Source organism: Micromonospora sp. KC723 (assembly GCF_004348595.1).
GTDB lineage: Bacteria > Actinomycetota > Actinomycetes > Mycobacteriales > Micromonosporaceae > Micromonospora.
Map to the genome: position 1 here is coordinate 1 of NZ_SMKD01000019.1, position 19,648 is coordinate 19,648.

Genomic DNA, 19,648 nt, shown 5'->3' on the forward strand with positions numbered 1-19,648 from the left:
CGGGGTCGACTACGAGCCGGCCCCCGCCGGCTTCCCCGCCGACCCACATCCGTACGACACCACCCCGCTGACCGAGGGTCTCACCCCCACCCGGCGGATCGCCGCGTACGACGCACCCGGCGGGCGACCGTTGGCCCTGCTCGCCCCCACCATCAACGGTGTCACGCTGACCATGCCGGTGACACAGCGCCGCCCCGGCTGGACGGCCGTGCTGCTCCCCTCGGCAACCCGGCGGATCGCCTGGCTGCCCGACGGGGGCTGGCGCACCGTCGCCCTGCGCGACCAGATCGTGGTGGAGCGGACCCGGCACCGGCTGACCTGGTACCGGCACGGCAAGGCGGTGAACTCCTGGCCGGTGAGCCTCGGCATGCCCGGACAGTCCACCCCGTTGGGCCGCACCTTCATCCTGGGCCGCACCGCCCCACCGGAGGCGGTCTACGGCGGCGTCGACATCTTCGCCCTCGGCGCGATCCCCGACGACCCCGACGCGGTGCCGGCCGGCCTGCGCGGTGCCCACATCGGCCTGCACAGCTGGCACAACGACGACACCCTCGGCAAGAACGTCACCAACGGCTGCATCCGGCTGACCCGCAGCGCCCAGCGCAAGCTCCTCGCCGAGGTGCCACCCGGCACCCCGCTCGTCGTGGTCGACCAGCTTCCCACCCGGCCCGCCACCTGAGCCCAGTCGCCCCGGCATGTTCGGGTGGCACCGGAGTAACGGTCATCCCGGCGGCAACGGTGCGCTCCGGCCCCGGGCATGGACACGCCCCATCCGGGTATGGGGGGAGGCATGAGGGCGAGTTTCCGGATTGGCCGCATCGCGGGCGTACCCGTCGGGGTCAACTGGAGTGTCCTGGTCATCTTCCTGCTGATCGCCTGGGCGCTGTCGGCCACCCAGTTCCCCCGGGCGTACCCCGGCCGGCCGGTGGTCGCGTACGTCGCGGCCGGGCTCGCCGCGGCGGTGGTGTTCTTCCTCGGCCTGCTCGCCCACGAGGTTTCGCACGCCGTCGTCGCCAAGCGCAACGGCCTCCAGGTCCAGGGGATCACGCTGTGGCTCTTCGGCGGGGTGGCCGAGCTACGCGGCGAAGCGCCGAACCCGGGCGCGGAGCTGCGCATCGCCGGGGTGGGGCCGCTGGTCAGCCTGCTGCTCGGGTTCCTCTTCGGCGGCATCGCCGTGGTGCTCTCGCTGGCCGGGGCGGACGGGCTGCTGCTCGGGTCACTGGCCTGGCTGGCCGGCATCAACGTGCTGCTGGCGGTCTTCAACGTGCTGCCCGCCGCCCCGCTCGACGGCGGCCGGTTGCTGCGCGCCGCGGTGTGGAAGGCGACCGGTGACCGGACGAAGGCGTCGGTGGTGGCCGCCCGCGCCGGCTGGGTGCTCGGCGCGCTGCTGATCGGGCTCGGGCTCTTCCAGTTCCTGACCGGCTTCGGGGTGGGCGGGCTCTGGCTGGCGCTGATCGGCTGGTTCCTGATCGGGGCGGCCGGCATGGAGGAACGCCAGGCCCGGATGGGCAGCGCGCTGGCCGGCGTCCGGGTCGGCGACGTGATGACCCCGCAGCCGCAGACCGCCTCGGCGGAGATGACCGTCGCCGACTTCGTCGACCACTACCTCTTCGCGTACCGGCACTCGGCGTTGCCGCTGACCGAGGACGGCCGCCCGGTGGGCCTGGTCACCCTCGACCGGGTACGCGGCATCCCCGCCGAGCGGCGCGCCACCACCACCCTCGCCGAGGTGGCCTGCCGGGCCGGGGACCTGGTGCTGGCCCGGCCGGAGGAACAGCTCAACGACCTGCTCCCCCGGCTCAGCGAGTGCACCGACGGGCGGGCGCTGGTCGTGGTCGACCAGCGACTGGTCGGGATCGTCTCGCCCAGCGACATCAGCCGCGCCGTACAGCGCGGCAGCCTCCGCCACCAGACGGCCGGTGACCGCCGCTAGGCCGCGACCCGCTCCACCGGGATCCAGAGCGCGAAGTCGGCGCGCGTGCCGTCGGCGGAGATCCGGGTACGGGAGATCTCCGGTCCGGGCCGGCTGCGGTACGGGTTGGCGGGGAACCACTGGGTGAACACGTCCCGCCACAGCTGCTGCACGGCGGTCGGGAACTCGCCGGAGGTGTCGAACACCGCCCACGTCCCGGCGGGCAGGGTCAGCGACGCCAACCCCAACGGCACGTCGGCGTCGGTCACCACCCCGTGCCAGTAGTCCAGCTCGGTGCCCTCCTCACGGGATTGGTCGAGTTGGTCACTGGCGTCGACGAGACCCGCCGGCTCCTGGTCGGACAGGGTCGCCAGCCGGGCCACCGCCGCCTGGTCGAGCCCCCGGCGGAACGCCACGATCGCCGGGTTCATCCCCTCGTGCACCAGGGGCACCCGGACCCGCCAACCCACCAGCCTGGTTCCTGGTTTCTCCACCACGCGGTACCGCATCTCGGCACTCCCTTCGACGACGAGACGGAAGGAGAGCCGCTGCTGGGAGCGCAGGACGGCGCCGCCGCGCCGGGCCTCGCCGGGTCCGACGCCGTGCACCGCGCGGAACGCCCGGGTGAACGCCTCGGTCGAGCCGTACCCGTAACGGACCGCGATGTCGAGCAGCGTCCGTTCCCCGGCGACCACCTCGGCCGCGGCCACGGTGAGCCGCCGTCGGCGGACGTACTCCGACAGCGGCATCCCGGCCAGCGCGGAGAACATCCGCCGCAGGTGGTACTCCGAGGTGAGCGCTATCCGGGCCAGCTCGGCGACGTCCACCCGCCGGTCCAGGTGCCGCTCGACGTGCGTCATGGCCTCGTTCAACCGATCCAGCACGTGGATCTCCTTCCCTGACGAGATCCACGCTAGGCGGGCGCGGGCCGGCGGACCCGACATCCGGTGCCCGCTGCGGTCGGTGCCTCAGGGGCGCGGGAGGTAGTGGTCCAGCCCTTCGGTGCGGAACTTGCCGGCCGGGTCCCACTCGGCCAGCAGGGCCCGGAAGTCGGCGTACCGGGGGAAGGTCGCGGCCACCGCGGCCGGTTCCAGGGTGAAGACCTTCCCCCAGTGTGGGCGGGGCGCGAAGGGGGCCAGCCGCCGTTCCACCTCGGTCACCACCGGCAGCACCGCCGAGGCGTCGTCGATCCAGGTGAAGTGGACGGCGAGGCTGTCCCGGCCGTGGTTCGGGCTCAGCCACAACCCGTCGGCGGCCACCGTACGCAGTTCGCAGACCTGGAGCACGCCGGCGATCCGGTCCCGCATCCCGTCCAGCGCAACCAACGCCTCGGCCGTCGCGGCCCGGGGCAGGTGGTACTCCGACTGGAGTTCGTCGCCGCTGCTGGGGGTGAAGCCGAGCCGGAAGTGCGGCAGCCGCTCGTGCCACGGGCCGGGCTCGCCCAGCTGGGCGGTGCAGTTGCGCGCCGGCATCCCCGGCACCGGGTGCACCGGTTCCTTCGCGGCGGTGGCGTCCAGCCAGTCGGCGGGCGGGGCCGGCTGGTCGGCGAGCTGCTTGCGCCAGACCTGGTCGACGCGGGACGACCGCCAGGAGGTGAACCCGCTGACGCTGTACGCCGAGGCGAGCGCCGCGTCGATCGCCTCGGCGGGCAGGTCGAGGTGGACGTACTGCCGGACGTCGAAGGTGGGGGTGGTGTCCAGGGTGACCCGGGTGACCACGCCCAACGCGCCGAGGGAGACCACCATGCCGGCGAAACGGGGGTCGTCCCGGTCCACCGTGACCAGGTCCCCGTCGGCGGTGACCAGTTCCAGCGCGGCCACCGCCGCGGCAAGGTTGCGGTTGCCCACACCCGAGCCGTGCGTGCCGGTGGCCACCGCGCCGGCCACCGAGATGTGCGGCAGCGAGGCGAGGTTCGCCAGGGCCAGCCCCTCGGCGTGCAGCCGGGTCGCCAGGTCGCCGTAGCGCAGCGCGGCGGCGACGGTGACGGTGCCGCGCTCCCGGTCGATCTCGACCGTCGGCGGCAGGCCCGCGAGGGAGACCAGATCTCCGGTGGTGTCGCCGAGCCGGTTGAAGGAGTGTCCGGTGCCGACCGCCCGGATCCGGTCGCTGCCGGCCACCAGCCGGCGCAGCTCGTCCGGGGAGGAGGGGCGGTGGAAGGCGCGGGCGGCGTAGGTGACGTTGCCGGCCCAGTTGCGGCGGGGAAGGTCGGTCACGGCGCTCACGTCTCCTCGGTCGGGGCGGCGGCGAGGACGTCCAGCGCCTCGTCGACCCGGAGCATCACTGTAGCCACGGGAGCGATCAGGAACTCGTGCCATCCGCCGTGATCGCGGTTGTACGGGGTGCCGGTGGGGAACACTGGGGCGATGAGCAGCTACCGCGACCCGACCCTGCACGGTGACGTCTACCCGTCGGAGGAGGAGATGGACCCGACGGGGGTCGGGCTGGAGCCGGAGAGCGCGCGGCCGGCCGGGTACCCGTACCTGACCGCGCCGGCACCCACCCCGAAGCCGGAACCGGAGCCGGAGCCGCCGGGCCCCGGCCCGGCCCCGCGCACGGACGACCGGGGCGCGACGTCCATCGTCACCCACCACCTGGACGGGTCCACGCAGGTCGTCACCGACCTGGACGGGGACGGTATCGCCGACGTGGTGCAGTTCGACCTCGACGGCGACGGCCTACCGGACATCACCTACCTGGACAGCGACCGGGACGGCCGGCTGGACACGGTGCTGCGCGAGCCGGGCGCGACCGCCTCGGCCCGTTGACCGCACCCCGCTCTACAGCTGCGGCAGGACCTCGGCGGCGACCAGTTCCAGGTGGTCCAGGTCGGTCAGGTCGAGCAGCTGCAGGTAGATCCGCTCGCTGCCGGTCTCGGCGTACCGGCCGATGGTGTCGACCAGCTCGGCCGGGGTGCCGGCCAGGCCGTTCTGCCGCAGCTCGGTCGGCTCCCGGCCGATCGCGGCGGCCCGGCGGGCCACCTCGGCGTCGGTCCGGCCGCAGCAGAGCACCAGGGCGTGGGACCAGCGCATCGTGCCCGGGTCGCGACCGATCTCGGCGCACGCCTCGCGGACCCGGCCGAACTGGGCGACAGTGTCCTCGACGGAGGCGAACGGGAGGTTGAACTCGTCGGCGTACCGGGCGGCGAGGCGCGGGGTGCGCTTCGGCCCCAGCCCGCCGAGCAGGATCGGCGGGCGCGGCTGCTGCACCGGCTTGGGCAGCGCCGGCGAGTCCACCACCTGGTAGTACGTCCCGGCGAAGTCGAAGGTCTTGCCGGCCGGCGTCGCCCAGAGCCCGGTGACGACCGCGAGCTGCTCCTCGAGCCGGGCGAAGCGCTCCCCCACCGGCGGGAACGGGATGCCGTACGCGGTGTGCTCCTCGGCGAACCAGCCGGTGCCGATGCCCAACTCGACCCGACCGCCGCTCATCTGGTCGACCTGCGCCACGGTGATGGCCAGCGGACCGGGCAGCCGGAACGTGGCGGCGGTCATCAGCGTGCCGAGGCGGATCCGGGAGGTGTCCCGGGCGAGCCCGGCCAGGGTCGTCCAGGCGTCGGTCGGCCCCGGGTCCCCGCTCACCGCGCCCATCTTCAGATAGTGGTCGGAGCGGAAGAACGCCCCGTAGCCGGCGTCCTCGGCGGCCCTGGCCACGGTGAGCAACTGGTCGTAGCTGGCCCCCTGCTGGGGTTCGGTGAAGATCCGCAGTTCCATGCCCCGAGCATAGGACGAGGTCAGGCGTACGGCCGGGTGGCGTACGCCGCCCGCAGCGCGGCCAGCCCCGCCGCCTTCGGCGACAGGGTGCCCCAGCCGGAGTTGAAGTAGTTCGTCCGCACGATCCGCGGCCCCCGCTCGGCGTTGAGCCGGGCGATGGCCGACGGCACCGTGGCGATCCAGGCCGCCTGGTCGGGGAACTCCGCCGCCCGCACCCCCCACTCCGCGACGATCACCGGGCGGGACAGCGCCACCGGGCCGAGGTCGGCGACCGCCCAGTCCCGGGTACGGCGGAACCGGGCCAGCGCGGTGTGGGTCGGATCGGTGGCGTAGACGTTCCACTGGAGGTAGTCCAGCTTCGCCATCAACGACTCGGGGTGGGTACGCCGGTAGGCGGCCCGGTCGAAGCCGCCCGCGCCGACGGAGAAGGTGGTGCCGGCCGGCAGCGGACGGGACCGGAACCAGTCGACGATGTAGGTCATCGCCTGCACGGCGCGGCCGTCCGAGTCCGCCCAGTCGTACGTCACGCCCGACTCGGTGGTGCCGAACTCGTGGTCGGTGTCCAGTTCGGAGGCGAGTTGGATGTTCACCGGGAAGCCGAGCGTCCGGTACTGCGACAGGGCCCGGGCGAACAGTCCGTCGCAGCGGCCGGCGAGGACCTGGCCGTACCCGTACGCCTTCGGCCACGCTGTCCCCGGGCGCTGCTGGATGGTCATCGCGGGTGCCGGGACGGTGTAGTCGATCCCGTCGATTGTGAACGTCTGCGGCCCGTTCTCCGGGGCGCCGTAGTGCTTCAGTTCCAGCACCACGGTGATCGCGAACCCGTTGCGCCCGAGGGCGAGCAGCCACGGCTTGTTCCAACCCGGGAAGACGTAGCCGTCGGCGAGGCTGCGGTACTGGGTGAGCGAACGGAAGTTGCCTCCGGTCAGGTCCGCCGTCGGATCGCCGTTGCCGGCCAGGTAGTAGCCGCCCAGCACGGGCGGGGCGATCGTGTAGTCGGCGGTGGTGGTCGCGGTACGCCCGCCGTGGTCCCGCACGGTGACGGTGACCCGGGGCATCACGCCACCGCCCGGTAGACGGCCACCGACCCGCTGTCGGAGAGCTTCGTCCAGGTTCGCCCCGAGTCGTCGGTGACGGCGACGGTGAGCGGGTCGATGACGGCGGTGACGCTGGCCGGAGCGCTGCGGTTGCCCAGGGAGTCGGTCACCACGACGGTGACCGTGACGGGCCGGGTGTCCGGGTCGCCGTAGGTGACGGTGAGCGTCATCGGGTCGCCGGGGGCGTAGGTCGAGGCGTTGAGGCTGGCGGTAACGGTGGGAGCGGCCATCTCCGCCCCCTCCTTCCTTACTCGCACGCACGGCGACGGCCGGCGTGCCCGGTCGGCCGCCCGTCGACGGAATCGCTACGCCGTACGGCGTCGACCGGAGGTGGGGTGACGTCCTTGTCCTGACGTTGGCGGGCGGCGTCCGGCGGCGGCACGCGGGCCGCCGCCGGGCCGGAGGGTTGCGATGTGGCCCGCCATCCGCAGCCTCTCCACCTGCTTCCACCATGCGCCGGTCGGGTGCCGGTGCCTGTCGGTGATCCGTCTGTCGGACTGTCACCCACCCGGTTGCCGTCAGGCCCGGTGGCCGGTGTCAGCCGCCGGAGCCGGACTCGGGGTGCTGATCGGCACGTGGCGCGGCCGTGCCGCCTGAGGTCGCCTGGGTTCTGTTGTGGAGGATGTCGCGGGCCTGTTCCGCGGCGCGGGTGATGCTCTCGGCGACGAAGTCGACGAAGCGGGCGATGTTCTCCAGGCGGACGGCGGCCGGGGTTTCGGTGCCGAGGATGGCCACACCCTGCCGGGCGGTTTCGGCGAGCTGGGCGTGGGATCGGGCAGCCGCCATCATCGACTGGTACCAGACGTCGTCGTCGACGAGGTAGCGGTCGCGGCGGCGTTCGTCGCGTTCCCGGCGGATGAGGCCCTGGCTTTCGAGGAACGCGACCGCCTTGGAAACCGACGCCGGACTGACCTGAAGGTGCCCGACGAGTTCGGCGGCGGTAAGGCTGCCCGCGTCGGTGGTCAACAGGCAGGTCAGCACCCGGGACATCATCTTGGGTACGCCCTGTTGCATGAGCAGGGTGGTGAACGTCTCCTCGTACTCGCGCACGGCCTCGGGGTCGCGCCCGTGCGCCTGCTCGGGTGGCTGCGGCCCGCGGGCGGCGGGCTGCCTGCGCCGCCGGGCGCGGCGTTCGGTGGCGCGGTGGGCGAGGTCGGCACGGTAGGCGGTGGGACTGCCGTTGCGCATCACCTCACGGCTGATCGTCGAGGTGGGGCGGTCGAGGCGTCTGGCGATCTCCGCGTAGGCGAGCCCGTCGGCCAGCCCGAGCGCGATCTGCTGGCGTTCCTGCTGGGTGAGCCTGCCTCCCGGCACCACGATCTCCCTCCGTGCTTCCCTGACGCCCCCAACCTAGCGTTCACTGCCCATCCAACGCAACGAGCGCAGCGACCGACGTTGCATTGAAACCACACTCGTAGCAACGATTTTGGCTCGTCTAACTGCGGAAATGCCACAAGTGCGCAACAGCGTCGTTGCCGATTCATAGAACGCAACGTAGCGTTTGCCGCGTCAGAAACAACGAGCGCAGCAGGAGAGCACGATGTCGAAGTTCGCCACCCCCACCCCGATCTCCGTCGCCCTGGACATCCCCGCCGGGCGCGTGCGGTTCATCGCCGCCGACCGTGCCGACACCACCGTCGAGGTTCTGCCCGCCGACGCCACCAAGGGCCGCGACGTGAAGGCGGCGCAGCAGACGAGGGTCGAGTACGGCGACGGCGTCCTGCGGATCCAGGCCCCGGCGGCGAGGAACCAGTACTTCGGCCCTTCCGGATCCATCGAGGTCACGGTCCAGTTGCCCGCCGGCTCCCGAGTCGAGGCGACGTCGTCCTGTGTCGAGTTCCGGGGCGTCGGACGCTTCGGCGACGTCGCCTTCGGAGGCGCGCAGGGCGCGATCAAGATCGACGAAGCCGCGAGCGTCCGGGTCACCACCGCCGCCGGCGACGTCACGGTCGGCCGCCTGGACGGCCCCGCCGAGATCAGCACCGCGAAGGGCGACATCCACATCCACGAGGCCCGACGCGGCACGGTCGTCCTGCGCACCCGGATGGGCGACGTGTCGATCCGCGCCGCCCACGGCGTATCCGCCTCCCTGGACGCCGGCACCGGCTACGGCCGGGTCCACAACGCGCTCAAGAACACCGACGGTGTCGCCGACCTGACCATCCACGCCACCACCGGCCACGGCGACATCGACGCCCGCAGCCGGTAGGAGCACCGCCCCCACCGTGACACGGCCGTCCACCGCTCCTCATCCACACAACGACCCCGGAGAGGAGAACCATGATCAACACGCAGTCCAGCTGGACCGGCCTGGTGAGCGGTTCGGCTGGAGCCGCTCGCGACCCACGACGCCTTCCTCACCCCGCCCGGTGAGGTTGACCGCGGTAGCGAGGGGGGCGAGGTCGAGGGCAGTCGCCCCCGGCCTCGCCGGTGGTCAATAGTTCTCGACGCCTGTTGGCGGTCCACGGCCACCACCAGGCGGGTCGTCGCCGCGGGTGGTCGTCCGGTACGACCGGGGCGTCGGGCAGGGCGGACCAGACGTCGGCCCGGGTCTGCCAGTCGTCGAACACCGCGCGGAACATCAGGTGGGTCTCGCCTGAACGGGTACGCCTCACGGAAGCCACGACATCTCCTTCGAACATGGTTGGGGGCAGGGGCGGTCACCCGAGCCTGTCCGTTACCGGTAACGTGACCGCTAACGAAGCTTCTCGCACCGGGCTCCGGCCGTCAACCGGAAAGCCGGGACGGAAGCGGTCATGGTTGAGTAGGGAGCGTGGTGGAGAAGAACGGGACGATGCCGGCGCACACCGGCAGACGGGTCACGCTCAGGGACGTCGCCCGGGTGGCAGGCGTCTCGCACCAGACCGTCTCGCGGGCGATCAACGGCAAGGGTGAGATCGACCCCGAGACCCAGCGCCGGGTGCTCGACGTCGCACGGGAACTGCGCTACCGGCCCAGCCGGTTCGGCCGCGGGCTCGTCCGGCCCGACGTGGTGACCGTCGGCCTGGTCGTCCCGGACGTGGTCAACCCGTTCTTCCCGGAGTTCGTCGCCGGCGTGATCGAAGCGGCGGGTGAGCGGGACTGGCAGGTCGTCGTCGCCAGCACGGAGAACGACCGCCCTCGCGAGTTGGCGCTTCTTCGGTCACTCGTCCGGCAGGTCGACGCGCTCGTCGCCTACGTCAGCCACACCGACGAGGAACTGGAGCCGTACGTCGCGGGCGTGCCGCTGGTCATCGTCGACCGAGGGCTGGACTCGGCGACGTACGCGTTGGTGCGGGTGGACACCGAAGCGGGCATCCGGGCCGGGCTGGGGCACCTGATCGAACGGGGGCACACCCGCATCGGCATGATCGACTGTGTCTCCACCTGTGAGCCGGAGGTACGGCGCCAGACCTTCCTCGACGTCGCTCACACCCATCGGCTACCGGTCGACGAGGGCTGGGTCGTCCTCGGCGAGCAGTCGACAGCCGGCGGCGGCGACGCGTTCGAGACGCTGCGCGCCACACACCCCGACGTCACCGCGATCCTCGCCTTCAACGACCTCGTCGCGATCGGCGCGTTCCAGGCGGCCCGTCGCCTCGGCGTCGCCGTGCCGGCCGAGTGCGCACTGGTGGGTTTCGACGGTTTGAGCATCGGGGAACTGATCGATCCACCGCTCACCACGATCCACCTCGACAAACGGCGACTCGGCGAACTCGCCATCCACCAGGTGGCGCAACTCCTGGCCGGTGAACTGCCACCACCGGCACTGCTCAGCCCCCGTCTGGTGGTACGCGGCACGACGTGACCCCGTGGCTGCCGGAAACCGACATCGCCTCCGTCACCGGCCCCGAAACCGACGATGGTGGTGGTGAACCCGGCCGTTCCCTCCGCACCGCCCGGCGTGCTGCTCATCAACCCCGAGGTCACCGCGCGACCCGCGCCGCGGGCTTCTTCTCGCGCATCCGCCGGACCATGAGGCCGCCGACGATGACGGCGATGCCGGCCAGCAGCATGACGACGATCATGGGTACGACCGAGCCGTCGGTCGCGCCGACCAGGGCGAGGGCGGGTATCGGCAGGAGCCCGCCGATCAGCACGCTGAGGGTGAGGACCACGGCGAGGCCGAGATAGCGCACCTCGACGGGGAACAGGTCGGCGGTCAGCGCCGGCGCCATCCCCGTGACGATCGCGTGGGGCACGACACCGACCAGCATGGCCGTGAACAGCGCCGGAGCGGACCCGGCCTCGACCAGGAGGTACGAGGGTGCCGCCCAGAGGGTCCACCAGATACCCGCGATGATGATCATCCGTACCCGGTTCGCACGGTCGCCGTAGTAGGCGGAGACAGTGGCGATCACGGTCAGCGCGATCGCGGTCAGCAGCAACGCCCACTGCACGGTCGTGGTGCTCAGCTCAGGCACGAAGTTCTTCGTGTAGGCGAGCAGGCTGGTCAGGAACGCGTAGAAGAAGGTGGACGGGCCGATCCAGATCAGAATGGCGCCGAGCAGGGGGCGTCCCCACCCGCGGAACAACGTACGCAGTCGACCGGCGGCCCGTTCCCGGCGGATCCGGCTTTCCGCGGCGATGAACTCGGGTGTCTCCGCCAGCCGGGTACGAAGCACCAGCCCGAAGACCAGGAGCACCGCGCTGAACAGGAACGGGATCCGCCATCCCCAGCTCTGGAAGGTCTCCGCGCCGACCACCGTGGTGACCAGCAGCAGTGACACCGAGACGATCAGGAACCCGATGGTGACCCCGATGTAGGCGAAGGCGCCGAAGAAGTTACGCCGATCCGGCGGCGCGTGCTCGACGCCGACCAGCACCGCGCCCGGAATCTCGCCACCGACGGACAGGCCCTGAACAAGACGCAACACGACGAGCAGGATCGGCGCGGTCACACCGATGGCCGGGTAGGTCGGCAGCAGACCGACGCCGATGGTGGCCACGCCCATCAACGTCAGCGAGGTGATCAGCGCCGGTCGTCGGCCGAGCCGGTCGCCCATCCGACCGAACAGCACGGCACCCAGCGGTCGGACGAAGAACGCGACCGCGTGGCTCGACACCGCCGCCAGGGTGCCCAGCCAGGGGTGGAAGGCAGGGAAGAAGATCGGGCCGAAGACGGTCGCCGCGACGAAACCGTAGAGGAAGTACTCGTACGTCTCGAACGCGGTGCCGGCCATCGCGGCGTACGCCACCTGTCTGGGCTTCAACGTGGGTTCGGTCATCCGGTGCCCTCCCCTGCTGCTCGCGGGCCTTCCCGGAAGGGCTGGCGATAAACCAGACGAGGGCGCGGGTCAACCACCGACGGCCGCGGAGCCTGCCCCAGGGCACCAGGAGGTTCCCGGCGGTGTTCGCGCTGCCCAGGCCGTGGGGCGTGCCGAAGGGCCCTCGCCGGCGGCGGGGCCCTTCGGATGCGGTGGGTTCAGATGTACAGCGTGTTGGGCTCCAGGCCGCACAGCACGCGCCCGTACAACTCGTCGTTGGTGTTCGGGTGCATGAGGGCGTGCATGTTGACGGCGTGGACGTCGCGGGCGATGCGCTGGATCGGCACGTCGCTGTAGATGGACGAGCCGCCGCTGGCCAGGTTGAGCACGTCGACGGCGGATTTGGCGAGCCGGCACACCCGGCCCGTGTCGGCCCGCGCCCGCGCACGTTCCTCCAGCGTCCACTGCGTGCCGTCGGCGGCCTTGGCGTCGAGCAGGCCGGCCAGCCGGTGGGCATGGAACTCGGCTTCGTCGGCGGTCATCGTCGCGTCGGCGACCTGCAAGTGGGTCAGCGGGGCATCCCGCTGGCTCTCGTACGCGGTGTAGGTGATCTTCCGGCCCGGGAGCCGCTCGAAGAACTCGTCCCGTGCGGCCTTCGCCATGCCCACCACGGCGCCAACCGCCAGCGCCGAGGCGGTCGGCAACAGTGGCGTGCGGTACACCGGCGAGGCCGCGTTCGTCGCCGACGCGTACTGCTCCGCGAGCACCAACGGAAGGGGCAGGATCCGCTGCTGCGGTACGAACACGTCCTGCGCGACGGTGCTGATGCTGCCGGTACCGCGCAGGCCCGAGGTGTGCCAGTCGTCGACGACCTGCATCTGACTCATCGGCACCACCGCCATGATGGGCCAGAGGCCCGCATCGGGCCCCGGTGCGGGCGCCATCGCCACGACGATCTGCCACTGGCTGTGGTGGGCGCCGCTGATGAAACCCCACTTGCCGTTGAGTACGAGGCCGCCGTCGACCGGCGTGCACATCGCGGTCGGGCTCAACGTGCCGCACAGACGCACTTCGCCGGCGCCGAACACCTCGTCCTGGACCTCGTCGGGCAGCAACGCGGCCATCCATGTGGTGATCGCGTTGACCGCGGCGACCCAAGCCGCTGAGCCGTCGCCCCTGGCGAGCTCGGCGAGCACGTCCACGACGGTGCGCGCGTCGCTCTCGAAGCCGCCGTACCGCGCAGGCAAGCGCATGCGGAACACACCGGCGGCGCTGAGCGCGGCGACGGTCTCGTCGTGCAGGCGCCGATGCTCCTCCTGCCACCTCGAGTGCGACTTCAGCAGCGGTGCCAGCTCGGCGGCGGCGGCCACCAGATCGGCCCGTGACGGCGCCTGGGTTGTCTGCATGCCTCACCCTCCTCGGCGTTCTGACCGGTCACACCCCCGAATGCTCACATGCCGCAACCCGGCTGCTCATCTCCTGGATTGCCGCAATCGGGAAGATGAGCCGCAGGCTGGACTGGTGAGACGGTCGACGGCAGCAGCGAAGTCGGTCGCCGGCTGACCCGGCAGCGGCGAAGTCGGTCGCGGGCCTCGCCGGGCACCCCGCGCTCCTGGACGTTGGCGGTCCGGCGCAGCGCCAGCGTGGCGGAGGGCCCACCGGTGCCGGCCCTGATCACGAGTGGCCTCGCCGGTGACGATCGCTCACCGTCCAAGGGCGGGGCGTCGTCGAACGGCGACTCTCCACACGTGTGGACTCTCGGCGATTTCTTCGGGCGTGCGGACGTGCGGTGGCGCGCAACGTCGGAGATGTTCCGGCCGGCGGGGCGGTGCGACGCTCTACGCCATGTCAGATTTCAGTGGCAAGACGATCCTCATCACCGGCGGCGGGACCGGTATCGGCCTCGCCGTCGCCCGGCGGGTGCTCGACGCGGGTGGTCAGGTCGTGCTGGCCGGCCGCAGCGCCGACCGGCTCGGCGTGGCGGCGAAGGACCTCGACGCCGACGACCGCGTGCTCGCGATGCCCACGGACGTGTCGGCACCGGATCAGCTCCGCGAGCTGATGGAGCGGGTCAAGGACAGGTTCGGCAACCTGCAGGGCGTGGTCGCCAATGCCGGTGTCGGCCTCCGCGCGCGCCTCGCCGACGTGACCGAGGCCGACTTCGACCAGGTCGTCGGGACGAACTTCAAGGGTGTGTACTTCACCGTCCAGACGGCACTCCCCCTTCTCACCGACGGCGCGTCGGTGGTGCTCGTGTCGTCCTGGCTCGCGCACCGGGGCATGGCCGCGGGGTCGCTCTACGCGGCCACCAAGGCCGCGGTGCTGAACCTGGCCCGTTCCCTCGCCCCCGAGTTGGCGGAGCGGTCCATCCGGATCAACACCGTGACGCCCGGTCACATCAAGACGGAGATGTTCGACGCCGTGACCGGCAACGACCAGATCCGCGAGTTCTTCCGCGGGCAGGTCGCGCTCGGCCGCATCGGTCAGCCCCGGGACGTCGCCGACGCGGTGGCCTTCCTGCTCTCGCCGGCCGCGTCCTACGTCAGTGGTCAGGAACTCGTCGTCGACGGCGGCCTGGTCGGGTCGATCGCCGGCTGACGGCACATTCGTGAGAGGGTGACGAACTTGCCTGCTAACAATGGCGGCCACGGGACCCGGGCGGTGGTGCTCGGCGGCAGCATCGCCGGGCTCTTCGCGGCCCGCGTGCTCTCGGACGCGTACGACGAGGTTCTGATCGTCGACCGCGACCTCCTGCTCGGCGTAGAGGGGCCGCGCCGGAGCTGCCCGCAGGGCCGGCACATCAACGGCTTGCTCGCACGCGGTCAGCAGACGATGGAGGAACTGTTCCCGGGTATCACCGACGAGATCATCGCCGACGGGGTGCCGACCGGTGACCTCGCCGGTGACGTCCGGTGGTACTTCAACGGCAAGCATCTCAAGCAGCAGCACGCCGGGCTGCTCTGCCTCGCGGCCACCCGCCCCTTGCTGGAGAAGCACATCCGGGCGCGGACCCAGGTGATCCCGAACATCACCTTCGCCGAGCAGCACGAAGTCCTCGGCCTGCAGACCTCGGCGGGGGGAGCCCGGGTGACCGGCGTCCGGGTGCAGCGTCTCGAGAGCGACGAGGAGGAGATACTGCGCGCCGATCTGGTCGTCGACGCGACGGGCCGGGGCTCCCGCATGCCGGTGTGGCTGGAGGAGCTCGGCTACGGCCGGGTCGAGGAGGAGAGCCGGAAGGTCGGGTTGGGCTACGTCACCCAGCACTACCGGCTGGCCAAGGACGCCCACTTCGGCGATGTGTCGATCAATCCGGTGGCGTCGGCCGAGGTGCCCCGCGGCGCCATCTTCGTGCGGACCGACGGCGACCGGATCGAGATGACCACGTACGGCATGCTGGGCGACCACCCGCCGACGGACACGGCCGGCCTGCGCGAGTGGATGAGGACGATGGCGGTGCCCGACATCTACGACGCGCTCGAGGGCGCCGAGGCGCTCGACGAGCCGGTCGCGTTCAAGTTCCCGACCACCATCCGGCGCAGGTACGAGCGCATGAGCAGGCTCCCGGACGGACTGGTCGCCACTGGCGACGCCGTCTGCTGTTTCAACCCGGTGTACGCGCAGGGGATGACCGTCGCCGCGCTCGGCGCGCTGACCCTGCGCTCGCACCTGCACACCGGCGCCGCGCCAGAGCCGCGCCGGTACTTCCAGGATCTCGCCCGCGACGTCATCGATGCCCCGTGGGAGATGACCAAGACGGTGGACCTTGGATTCCCCGGCGTGGAGGGGGAGCGGACGCTGAAGGTGCGGTTGGGCCAGGCATTCCTCAAGCGGGTGCAGCTCGCCGCCACGCGCGACGGCGCCGTCACGGCGGCGTACATGCGCGCCGCCGGGCTGGTCGACCGGCCCGAGGCGATGATGCGGCCGGGATTCGTTCTTCGTGTGCTGTGGAAGTCGTGGTTCGGCGGCCAGCCCGCGCCGACCAGGGCGTCGTCTGCCGCGCACCACATTCCGGACGCGGTCGCCGGCTGACCGCGCGATCGCCCCGCGGGCCTCCTTCGGACAGCGAGCGCCGCGGGTCGGACTGACAGGCGATGTCGGCGCAAGGGTGGACGCCGTCGTCGGCGCGGCCCGCAAGGACGTACGGCCGAGTCCGGCGCGCTCGTCGGCGCTCCCTCGCAGGAGGGCGTTCCTGACCGAGCTCGGCACGGCATGCTCGGAGATGACCGGGCATCGGATGGGCGCTGACGATTGCAAGTGCGGACCTGTCCCGTAACGGGACCGGCGAACTGGGCACGTGCCGGCGGGACCGGCACGTGACAAGCCGACACAGCGAGGTGCATCACATGAACTCCGAGAAACCGTACGACGCCATCGTGGTAGGCGGCGGACCCGCCGGCAGCACCGTCGCCACCCTGGTCGCCAAACGCGGGCACCGGGTGCTGTTGCTGGAGAAGGAGACGTTCCCGCGGTACCAGATCGGCGAGTCGCTCCTGCCGGCGACCGTGCACGGCGTGGCACACCTGCTCGGTGTGGACGAAGAGTTGAAGAACGCCAACTTCACCGTCAAGCACGGCGGGACCTTCAAGTGGGGCTCCAGCGAGCGGCCGTGGACCTTCGACTTCGCCGCGTCCCGGCGAATGGCCGGTCCTACCTCGTACGCCTACCAGGTCGAGCGGATGCGCTTCGACAAGATCCTGCTCGACAACGCCCGCCGCAACGGTGTGGAGGTCCACGAGAACAGCCCGGTCACCGACGTGCTCAAGGCGCACGGGCGGGTCACCGGCGTGCGGTACACCGACGGCAACGGCCAGTCGCACGAGGCCACCGCGCGCTACGTCGTGGACGCCTCGGGCAACACGACCCGGCTGTCGGGCAAGTCCGGCGCGCGGCGCGAGTACTCGCCGTTCTTCCGGAACCTGGCGCTGTTCGGCTACTTCGAGGGCGGCGGCCGGCTTCCCGCGCCGAACGAGGGCAACATCTTCAGCTGCACCTTCGAGCACGGCTGGTTCTGGTACATCCCGCTGAGCCCCACGCTGACCAGCGTCGGTGCGGTCGTCAACCAGGAGTCGGCGACCATGGTGCAGGGCGATCCCGAGGAGGCGATGCGCCGCTTCATCGCCGCCTGCCCGCAGATCGCGGAGAAGCTCGCCGACGCGACCCGGGTGACCGAGGGCCCGTACGGCCAGCTTCGGGTCCGCAAGGACTGGTCGTACTGCAACACCACCTTCTCGGCCCCCGGCATGGTGCTGGTCGGTGACGCCGCCTGCTTCGTCGACCCGGTGTTCTCCTCCGGCGTGCATCTCGCCACCTACGGCGGGCTGCTCGCGGCCCGCTCGATCAACGCTTGCCTGGCCGGTGACGTGGACGAGAAGGAGTCGTTCGCGGAGTTCGAGCGCCGGTACCGCCGGGAGTACGGCCTGTTCTACGAGTTCCTGGTCGGCTTCTACGACATGCACCAGTCCGAGAGCTCGTACTTCTGGCAGGCCAGGAAGGTCACCAACGCTTCCGTGCCGGATCTGGAGGCGTTCGTGGAGCTGGTCGGCGGGGTCGCGAGCAACGAGCTGCTCTCGGTCGCCCAGGTGCGGAAGTCGTTCGAGGACTCGTCACAGCAACTGTCCCAGCTGGTCGACACCAGGTCAGACGACGACGAGCACGTGATCGGCGCGGTGCCCAGCCGCATCCTGGAGCAGGGCACGGCGCTGCAGGGTCGCGCGGTCATCGGCGTCAACGCCGGTGAGGGCAGGCCGCTCGAGCCCGGCGGGCTCGGGGCGTCGCCGGACGGGCTCAGCTGGGTTCCCGACACGACTCGCACCGGAAACACCGCCTGAGCTTGGCTCCGAACTGGGTCCACCATGGAGGGCCGCAGCCGGCGTCGTGGCGGCCGGCGCGCGGCCTTCGCCGGCTTGACCCCACAGCCGACAGCAGCACCGGCCGATGAGCGCCAGCCGGGGATGCGGCCTCAGCCCGACCCCAGCCACCCCGGCCCGCCTCGGGATCACTGGGCGCGCGAGGGCGTGAGGCGGGCGGTTGCCCTAGCCGCCCACCCGGTCACCGAACACGGGCCCCGGTGCGTCCGACAAGAGCGCACATTGGAAGAGGCGGCCGGCGGGTCCACCAGGAAAGAATGCGATGGATATTTGTGAGCCGTTCCTGTCGCGGAAGCATTGTGCGTCCCAGACACGTGACGGTCGGTCGCAGCAACCGGACGCTGGTGGGAGCAGGCAGAGCACGGCTCGGTTCGCCATCGCGAGCAACTGTGGCACCCGACGGTCGCTTGCGGGCACAAAAACCTGACGGGCAGTACGTCCGTATCCGCGGTGTGACGGTTCGTCCAAGACTTCGGAGATGGAAGGTACGCCCCAGATGGTTGATCTGTCGCACCGTGACGAGGCACCGTCACGCGTCGAGCCTCGGCCTGTTCAACTGCGGTCGCTGACGGGACTGCGGTTCGTCGCCGCGTTCATGGTATTTGCCTTCCACAGCACGTACCTGGGCATGTACCCGCCCGGCGTGCAGCGCGTCATGGAAGCGATCCTGTGGCAGGGGGGCTGGTCGGGCGTCAGCTTCTTCTTCGTGCTGAGCGGCTTCGTGCTGACCTGGTCGGCGCGGCCCACCGACACCCCGCGGGCGTTCTGGCGGCGACGTTTCTTCAAGCTCTACCCCAACCACGTGATCACCTTCATCGCCGCCGCCATCCTGCTCGCCACGGTGGCGCGCGTCGCCTTCAACGGACGAGACGCGTTCCTGAACCTGCTGCTGATCCAGTCGTGGTTCCCGCAACTGGACACCAGGGGCAGCTTCAACAGCGTGTCCTGGTCGCTTTCCTGCGAGGCGCTGTTCTACCTGTCGTTTCCGTTCCTGCTGCGCTGGATCGATCGCATCCGGCCCGAGCGCCTCTGGACCTGGTTGGGCGGCATGGTGGCAGCCATCGCCGTCGTCCCGCTCCTGTCCAGCGCCCTGCCGCAGAACCCCCTGTTTCCCTTCGCACGCGTGACCGAGCTGGAGTTCTGGATCATCTACCAGTTCCCCCCGACGCGCATGCTGGACTTCGTCGTCGGCATCCTGCTGGCCCGAATCGTCCTGACCGGACGCAAGCTCCCGGTCAGCCGGGGCGCCGCGGCGACGCTGGTCGTCGCCGCGTACGCCGTGTCACCACTTCTCCCGCCGGCCTTCAGCCTCGTGGCGGTCATGGTCCTCCCGCTCGGGCTGCTCATCGCCGCGGCCGCCAAGGCCGACGCGGAAGCCAGACCTAGCTGGATGTCCAGCCGAATCATGGTCTGGCTCGGCGACGTGTCCTTCGCTTTCTACATGTGGCACGCCCTGATCCTGTTCTACGTTCATCCATGGTTGTTCGGTCCCGCCTCGAACGCCGCGACCGCCCTCGCCGAGATCGCGCTGCTGTTCGAGGTCATCCTGGTGGTCTCGTGGTTGCAGTTCTCCAGGATCGAGCGCCCGATGATGCGCCGCTTCGCCGTTTCCCGACGCGACCGGCCCCAGGTGCCCGCGGTCGCCGCCGTCACGCCGGTTCACCCGGACGACCGAGCCGACGCCCGCGAGGGATGAGTGGTCAGGTGTTTCCGGTGGCTGCGGTCGGATCGCGGGTCCGATCCCGACGATGAAGGCTCCGGCGGGCCCGGCCGAGCCGGATTCGGCCGGAGCCAGCCGTGCGCGGGTCCCGGCCGTCGAAGGTCGGGACCCGCGCGTCCGGTCGCCCTGCGGGACGGTGTCGGCGCCGCTGACCCCGGC

At 71.1% G+C, this 19,648-nt stretch carries 18 protein-coding genes; 9 read left to right on the plus strand and 9 right to left on the minus strand.

Annotation, left to right across the window (positions count from 1 at the left end):
- Nucleotides 1-679, plus strand: a 679-nt coding sequence (locus tag E1165_RS07025; RefSeq protein ID WP_132388919.1) for a L,D-transpeptidase, incomplete at its 5' end; no start/stop codon positions are given.
- A gap of 111 nt (nucleotides 680-790) precedes the next feature.
- Entirely contained in the window at nucleotides 791-1,933 is a 1,143-nt protein-coding gene (locus E1165_RS07030) for a site-2 protease family protein (RefSeq protein ID WP_132388921.1), read from the plus strand.
- On the opposite strand, the gene E1165_RS07035 is transcribed toward E1165_RS07030, so the two are convergent.
- The 3 genes from E1165_RS07035 to E1165_RS29495 all read right to left on the minus strand — a co-directional run bounded on the left by E1165_RS07035 (nucleotide 1,930) and on the right by E1165_RS29495 (nucleotide 4,268).
- Entirely contained in the window at nucleotides 1,930-2,796 is an 867-nt protein-coding gene (locus E1165_RS07035) for an AraC family transcriptional regulator (RefSeq protein WP_132388923.1), read from the minus strand. The genes E1165_RS07030 and E1165_RS07035 overlap by 4 nt on opposite strands.
- Before the next feature lie 84 nt (nucleotides 2,797-2,880).
- Nucleotides 2,881-4,125 (minus strand): FAD-binding protein, encoded by a 1,245-nt coding sequence (locus E1165_RS07040; protein ID WP_207916688.1) that lies wholly within the window; start codon nucleotides 4,123-4,125, stop codon nucleotides 2,881-2,883.
- Between the two features lie 5 nt (nucleotides 4,126-4,130).
- Nucleotides 4,131-4,268, minus strand: a complete 138-nt coding sequence (locus tag E1165_RS29495; RefSeq protein WP_207916691.1) for a hypothetical protein — start codon at nucleotides 4,266-4,268, stop codon at nucleotides 4,131-4,133.
- Between the two features lie 7 nt (nucleotides 4,269-4,275).
- On the opposite strand from E1165_RS29495, the gene E1165_RS07045 reads away from it, so the two are divergent.
- Entirely contained in the window at nucleotides 4,276-4,677 is a 402-nt protein-coding gene (locus tag E1165_RS07045; protein WP_132388927.1) for a hypothetical protein, read from the plus strand.
- A gap of 12 nt (nucleotides 4,678-4,689) precedes the next feature.
- On the opposite strand, the gene E1165_RS07050 is transcribed toward E1165_RS07045, so the two are convergent.
- The 4 genes from E1165_RS07050 to E1165_RS07065 form a co-directional block, all read right to left on the minus strand.
- A complete protein-coding gene (locus E1165_RS07050; RefSeq protein WP_132388929.1) occupies nucleotides 4,690-5,619 on the minus strand; it encodes an LLM class F420-dependent oxidoreductase in 930 nt (309 codons plus the stop codon).
- Between the two features lie 20 nt (nucleotides 5,620-5,639).
- Complete coding sequence (locus tag E1165_RS07055; protein ID WP_132388931.1) at nucleotides 5,640-6,677, minus strand: hypothetical protein; 1,038 nt, start codon at nucleotides 6,675-6,677, stop codon at nucleotides 5,640-5,642.
- Nucleotides 6,677-6,946 carry a hypothetical protein gene (locus E1165_RS07060; RefSeq protein WP_132388933.1) on the minus strand — a complete coding sequence of 90 codons (270 nt, stop codon included), beginning with the start codon at nucleotides 6,944-6,946 and terminating at the stop codon, nucleotides 6,677-6,679. The genes E1165_RS07055 and E1165_RS07060 overlap by 1 nt, the downstream gene beginning before the upstream one ends.
- Before the next feature lie 307 nt (nucleotides 6,947-7,253).
- Nucleotides 7,254-8,030, minus strand: coding sequence for a helix-turn-helix domain-containing protein (locus tag E1165_RS07065; protein ID WP_132388935.1), 777 nt, complete (start codon nucleotides 8,028-8,030; stop codon nucleotides 7,254-7,256).
- A gap of 226 nt (nucleotides 8,031-8,256) precedes the next feature.
- On the opposite strand from E1165_RS07065, the gene E1165_RS07070 reads away from it, so the two are divergent.
- Entirely contained in the window at nucleotides 8,257-8,925 is a 669-nt protein-coding gene (locus tag E1165_RS07070; protein ID WP_132388937.1) for a DUF4097 family beta strand repeat-containing protein, read from the plus strand.
- A gap of 564 nt (nucleotides 8,926-9,489) precedes the next feature.
- Nucleotides 9,490-10,503: a LacI family DNA-binding transcriptional regulator gene (locus E1165_RS07075; RefSeq protein WP_207916694.1), complete on the plus strand. Its 1,014-nt coding sequence runs from the start codon at nucleotides 9,490-9,492 to the stop codon at nucleotides 10,501-10,503.
- Between the two features lie 118 nt (nucleotides 10,504-10,621).
- Here E1165_RS07075 and E1165_RS07080 read toward each other — a convergent pair whose 3' ends face one another.
- Both E1165_RS07080 and E1165_RS07085 read right to left on the minus strand, forming a co-directional pair.
- Nucleotides 10,622-11,923 (minus strand): MFS transporter, encoded by a 1,302-nt coding sequence (locus tag E1165_RS07080; protein WP_132388939.1) that lies wholly within the window; start codon nucleotides 11,921-11,923, stop codon nucleotides 10,622-10,624.
- 197 nt (nucleotides 11,924-12,120) lie between these two features.
- A complete protein-coding gene (locus E1165_RS07085; RefSeq protein ID WP_132388940.1) occupies nucleotides 12,121-13,308 on the minus strand; it encodes an acyl-CoA dehydrogenase family protein in 1,188 nt (395 codons plus the stop codon).
- 439 nt (nucleotides 13,309-13,747) lie between these two features.
- Here E1165_RS07085 and E1165_RS07090 point away from each other — a divergent pair, with 439 nt between their 5' ends.
- From E1165_RS07090 to E1165_RS07105, 4 genes are all read left to right on the plus strand, one after another.
- Entirely contained in the window at nucleotides 13,748-14,500 is a 753-nt protein-coding gene (locus E1165_RS07090; RefSeq protein WP_132388942.1) for an SDR family NAD(P)-dependent oxidoreductase, read from the plus strand.
- Nucleotides 14,501-14,563: 63 nt separating this feature from the next.
- Entirely contained in the window at nucleotides 14,564-15,931 is a 1,368-nt protein-coding gene (locus E1165_RS07095; RefSeq protein WP_165945161.1) for an FAD-dependent monooxygenase, read from the plus strand.
- 314 nt (nucleotides 15,932-16,245) lie between these two features.
- Nucleotides 16,246-17,730: an FAD-dependent oxidoreductase gene (locus E1165_RS07100; RefSeq protein WP_132388946.1), complete on the plus strand. Its 1,485-nt coding sequence runs from the start codon at nucleotides 16,246-16,248 to the stop codon at nucleotides 17,728-17,730.
- A gap of 535 nt (nucleotides 17,731-18,265) precedes the next feature.
- On the plus strand, nucleotides 18,266-19,465 hold the full coding sequence (locus E1165_RS07105; protein WP_132388948.1) for an acyltransferase: 1,200 nt from the start codon (nucleotides 18,266-18,268) through the stop codon (nucleotides 19,463-19,465).
- Nucleotides 19,466-19,648: the final 183 nt, after the last annotated feature.

Excerpts from the sequence above, each read along its gene's own strand:
- E1165_RS07030 (WP_132388921.1), top strand. The coding sequence starts at position 791 with ATGAGGGCGAGTTTCCGGATTGGCCGCATCGCGGGCGTACCCGTCGGG.
- E1165_RS07045 (WP_132388927.1), top strand. The coding sequence starts at position 4,276 with ATGAGCAGCTACCGCGACCCGACCCTGCACGGTGACGTCTACCCGTCG.
- E1165_RS07050 (WP_132388929.1), bottom strand. The coding sequence starts at position 5,619 with ATGGAACTGCGGATCTTCACCGAACCCCAGCAGGGGGCCAGCTACGAC.
- E1165_RS07055 (WP_132388931.1), bottom strand. The coding sequence starts at position 6,677 with ATGCCCCGGGTCACCGTCACCGTGCGGGACCACGGCGGGCGTACCGCG.
- E1165_RS07060 (WP_132388933.1), bottom strand. The coding sequence starts at position 6,946 with ATGGCCGCTCCCACCGTTACCGCCAGCCTCAACGCCTCGACCTACGCC.
- E1165_RS07070 (WP_132388937.1), top strand. The coding sequence starts at position 8,257 with ATGTCGAAGTTCGCCACCCCCACCCCGATCTCCGTCGCCCTGGACATC.
- E1165_RS07080 (WP_132388939.1), bottom strand. The coding sequence starts at position 11,923 with ATGACCGAACCCACGTTGAAGCCCAGACAGGTGGCGTACGCCGCGATG.
- E1165_RS07085 (WP_132388940.1), bottom strand. The coding sequence starts at position 13,308 with ATGCAGACAACCCAGGCGCCGTCACGGGCCGATCTGGTGGCCGCCGCC.
- E1165_RS07090 (WP_132388942.1), top strand. The coding sequence starts at position 13,748 with ATGTCAGATTTCAGTGGCAAGACGATCCTCATCACCGGCGGCGGGACC.
- E1165_RS07100 (WP_132388946.1), top strand. The coding sequence starts at position 16,246 with ATGAACTCCGAGAAACCGTACGACGCCATCGTGGTAGGCGGCGGACCC.
- E1165_RS07105 (WP_132388948.1), top strand. The coding sequence starts at position 18,266 with ATGGTTGATCTGTCGCACCGTGACGAGGCACCGTCACGCGTCGAGCCT.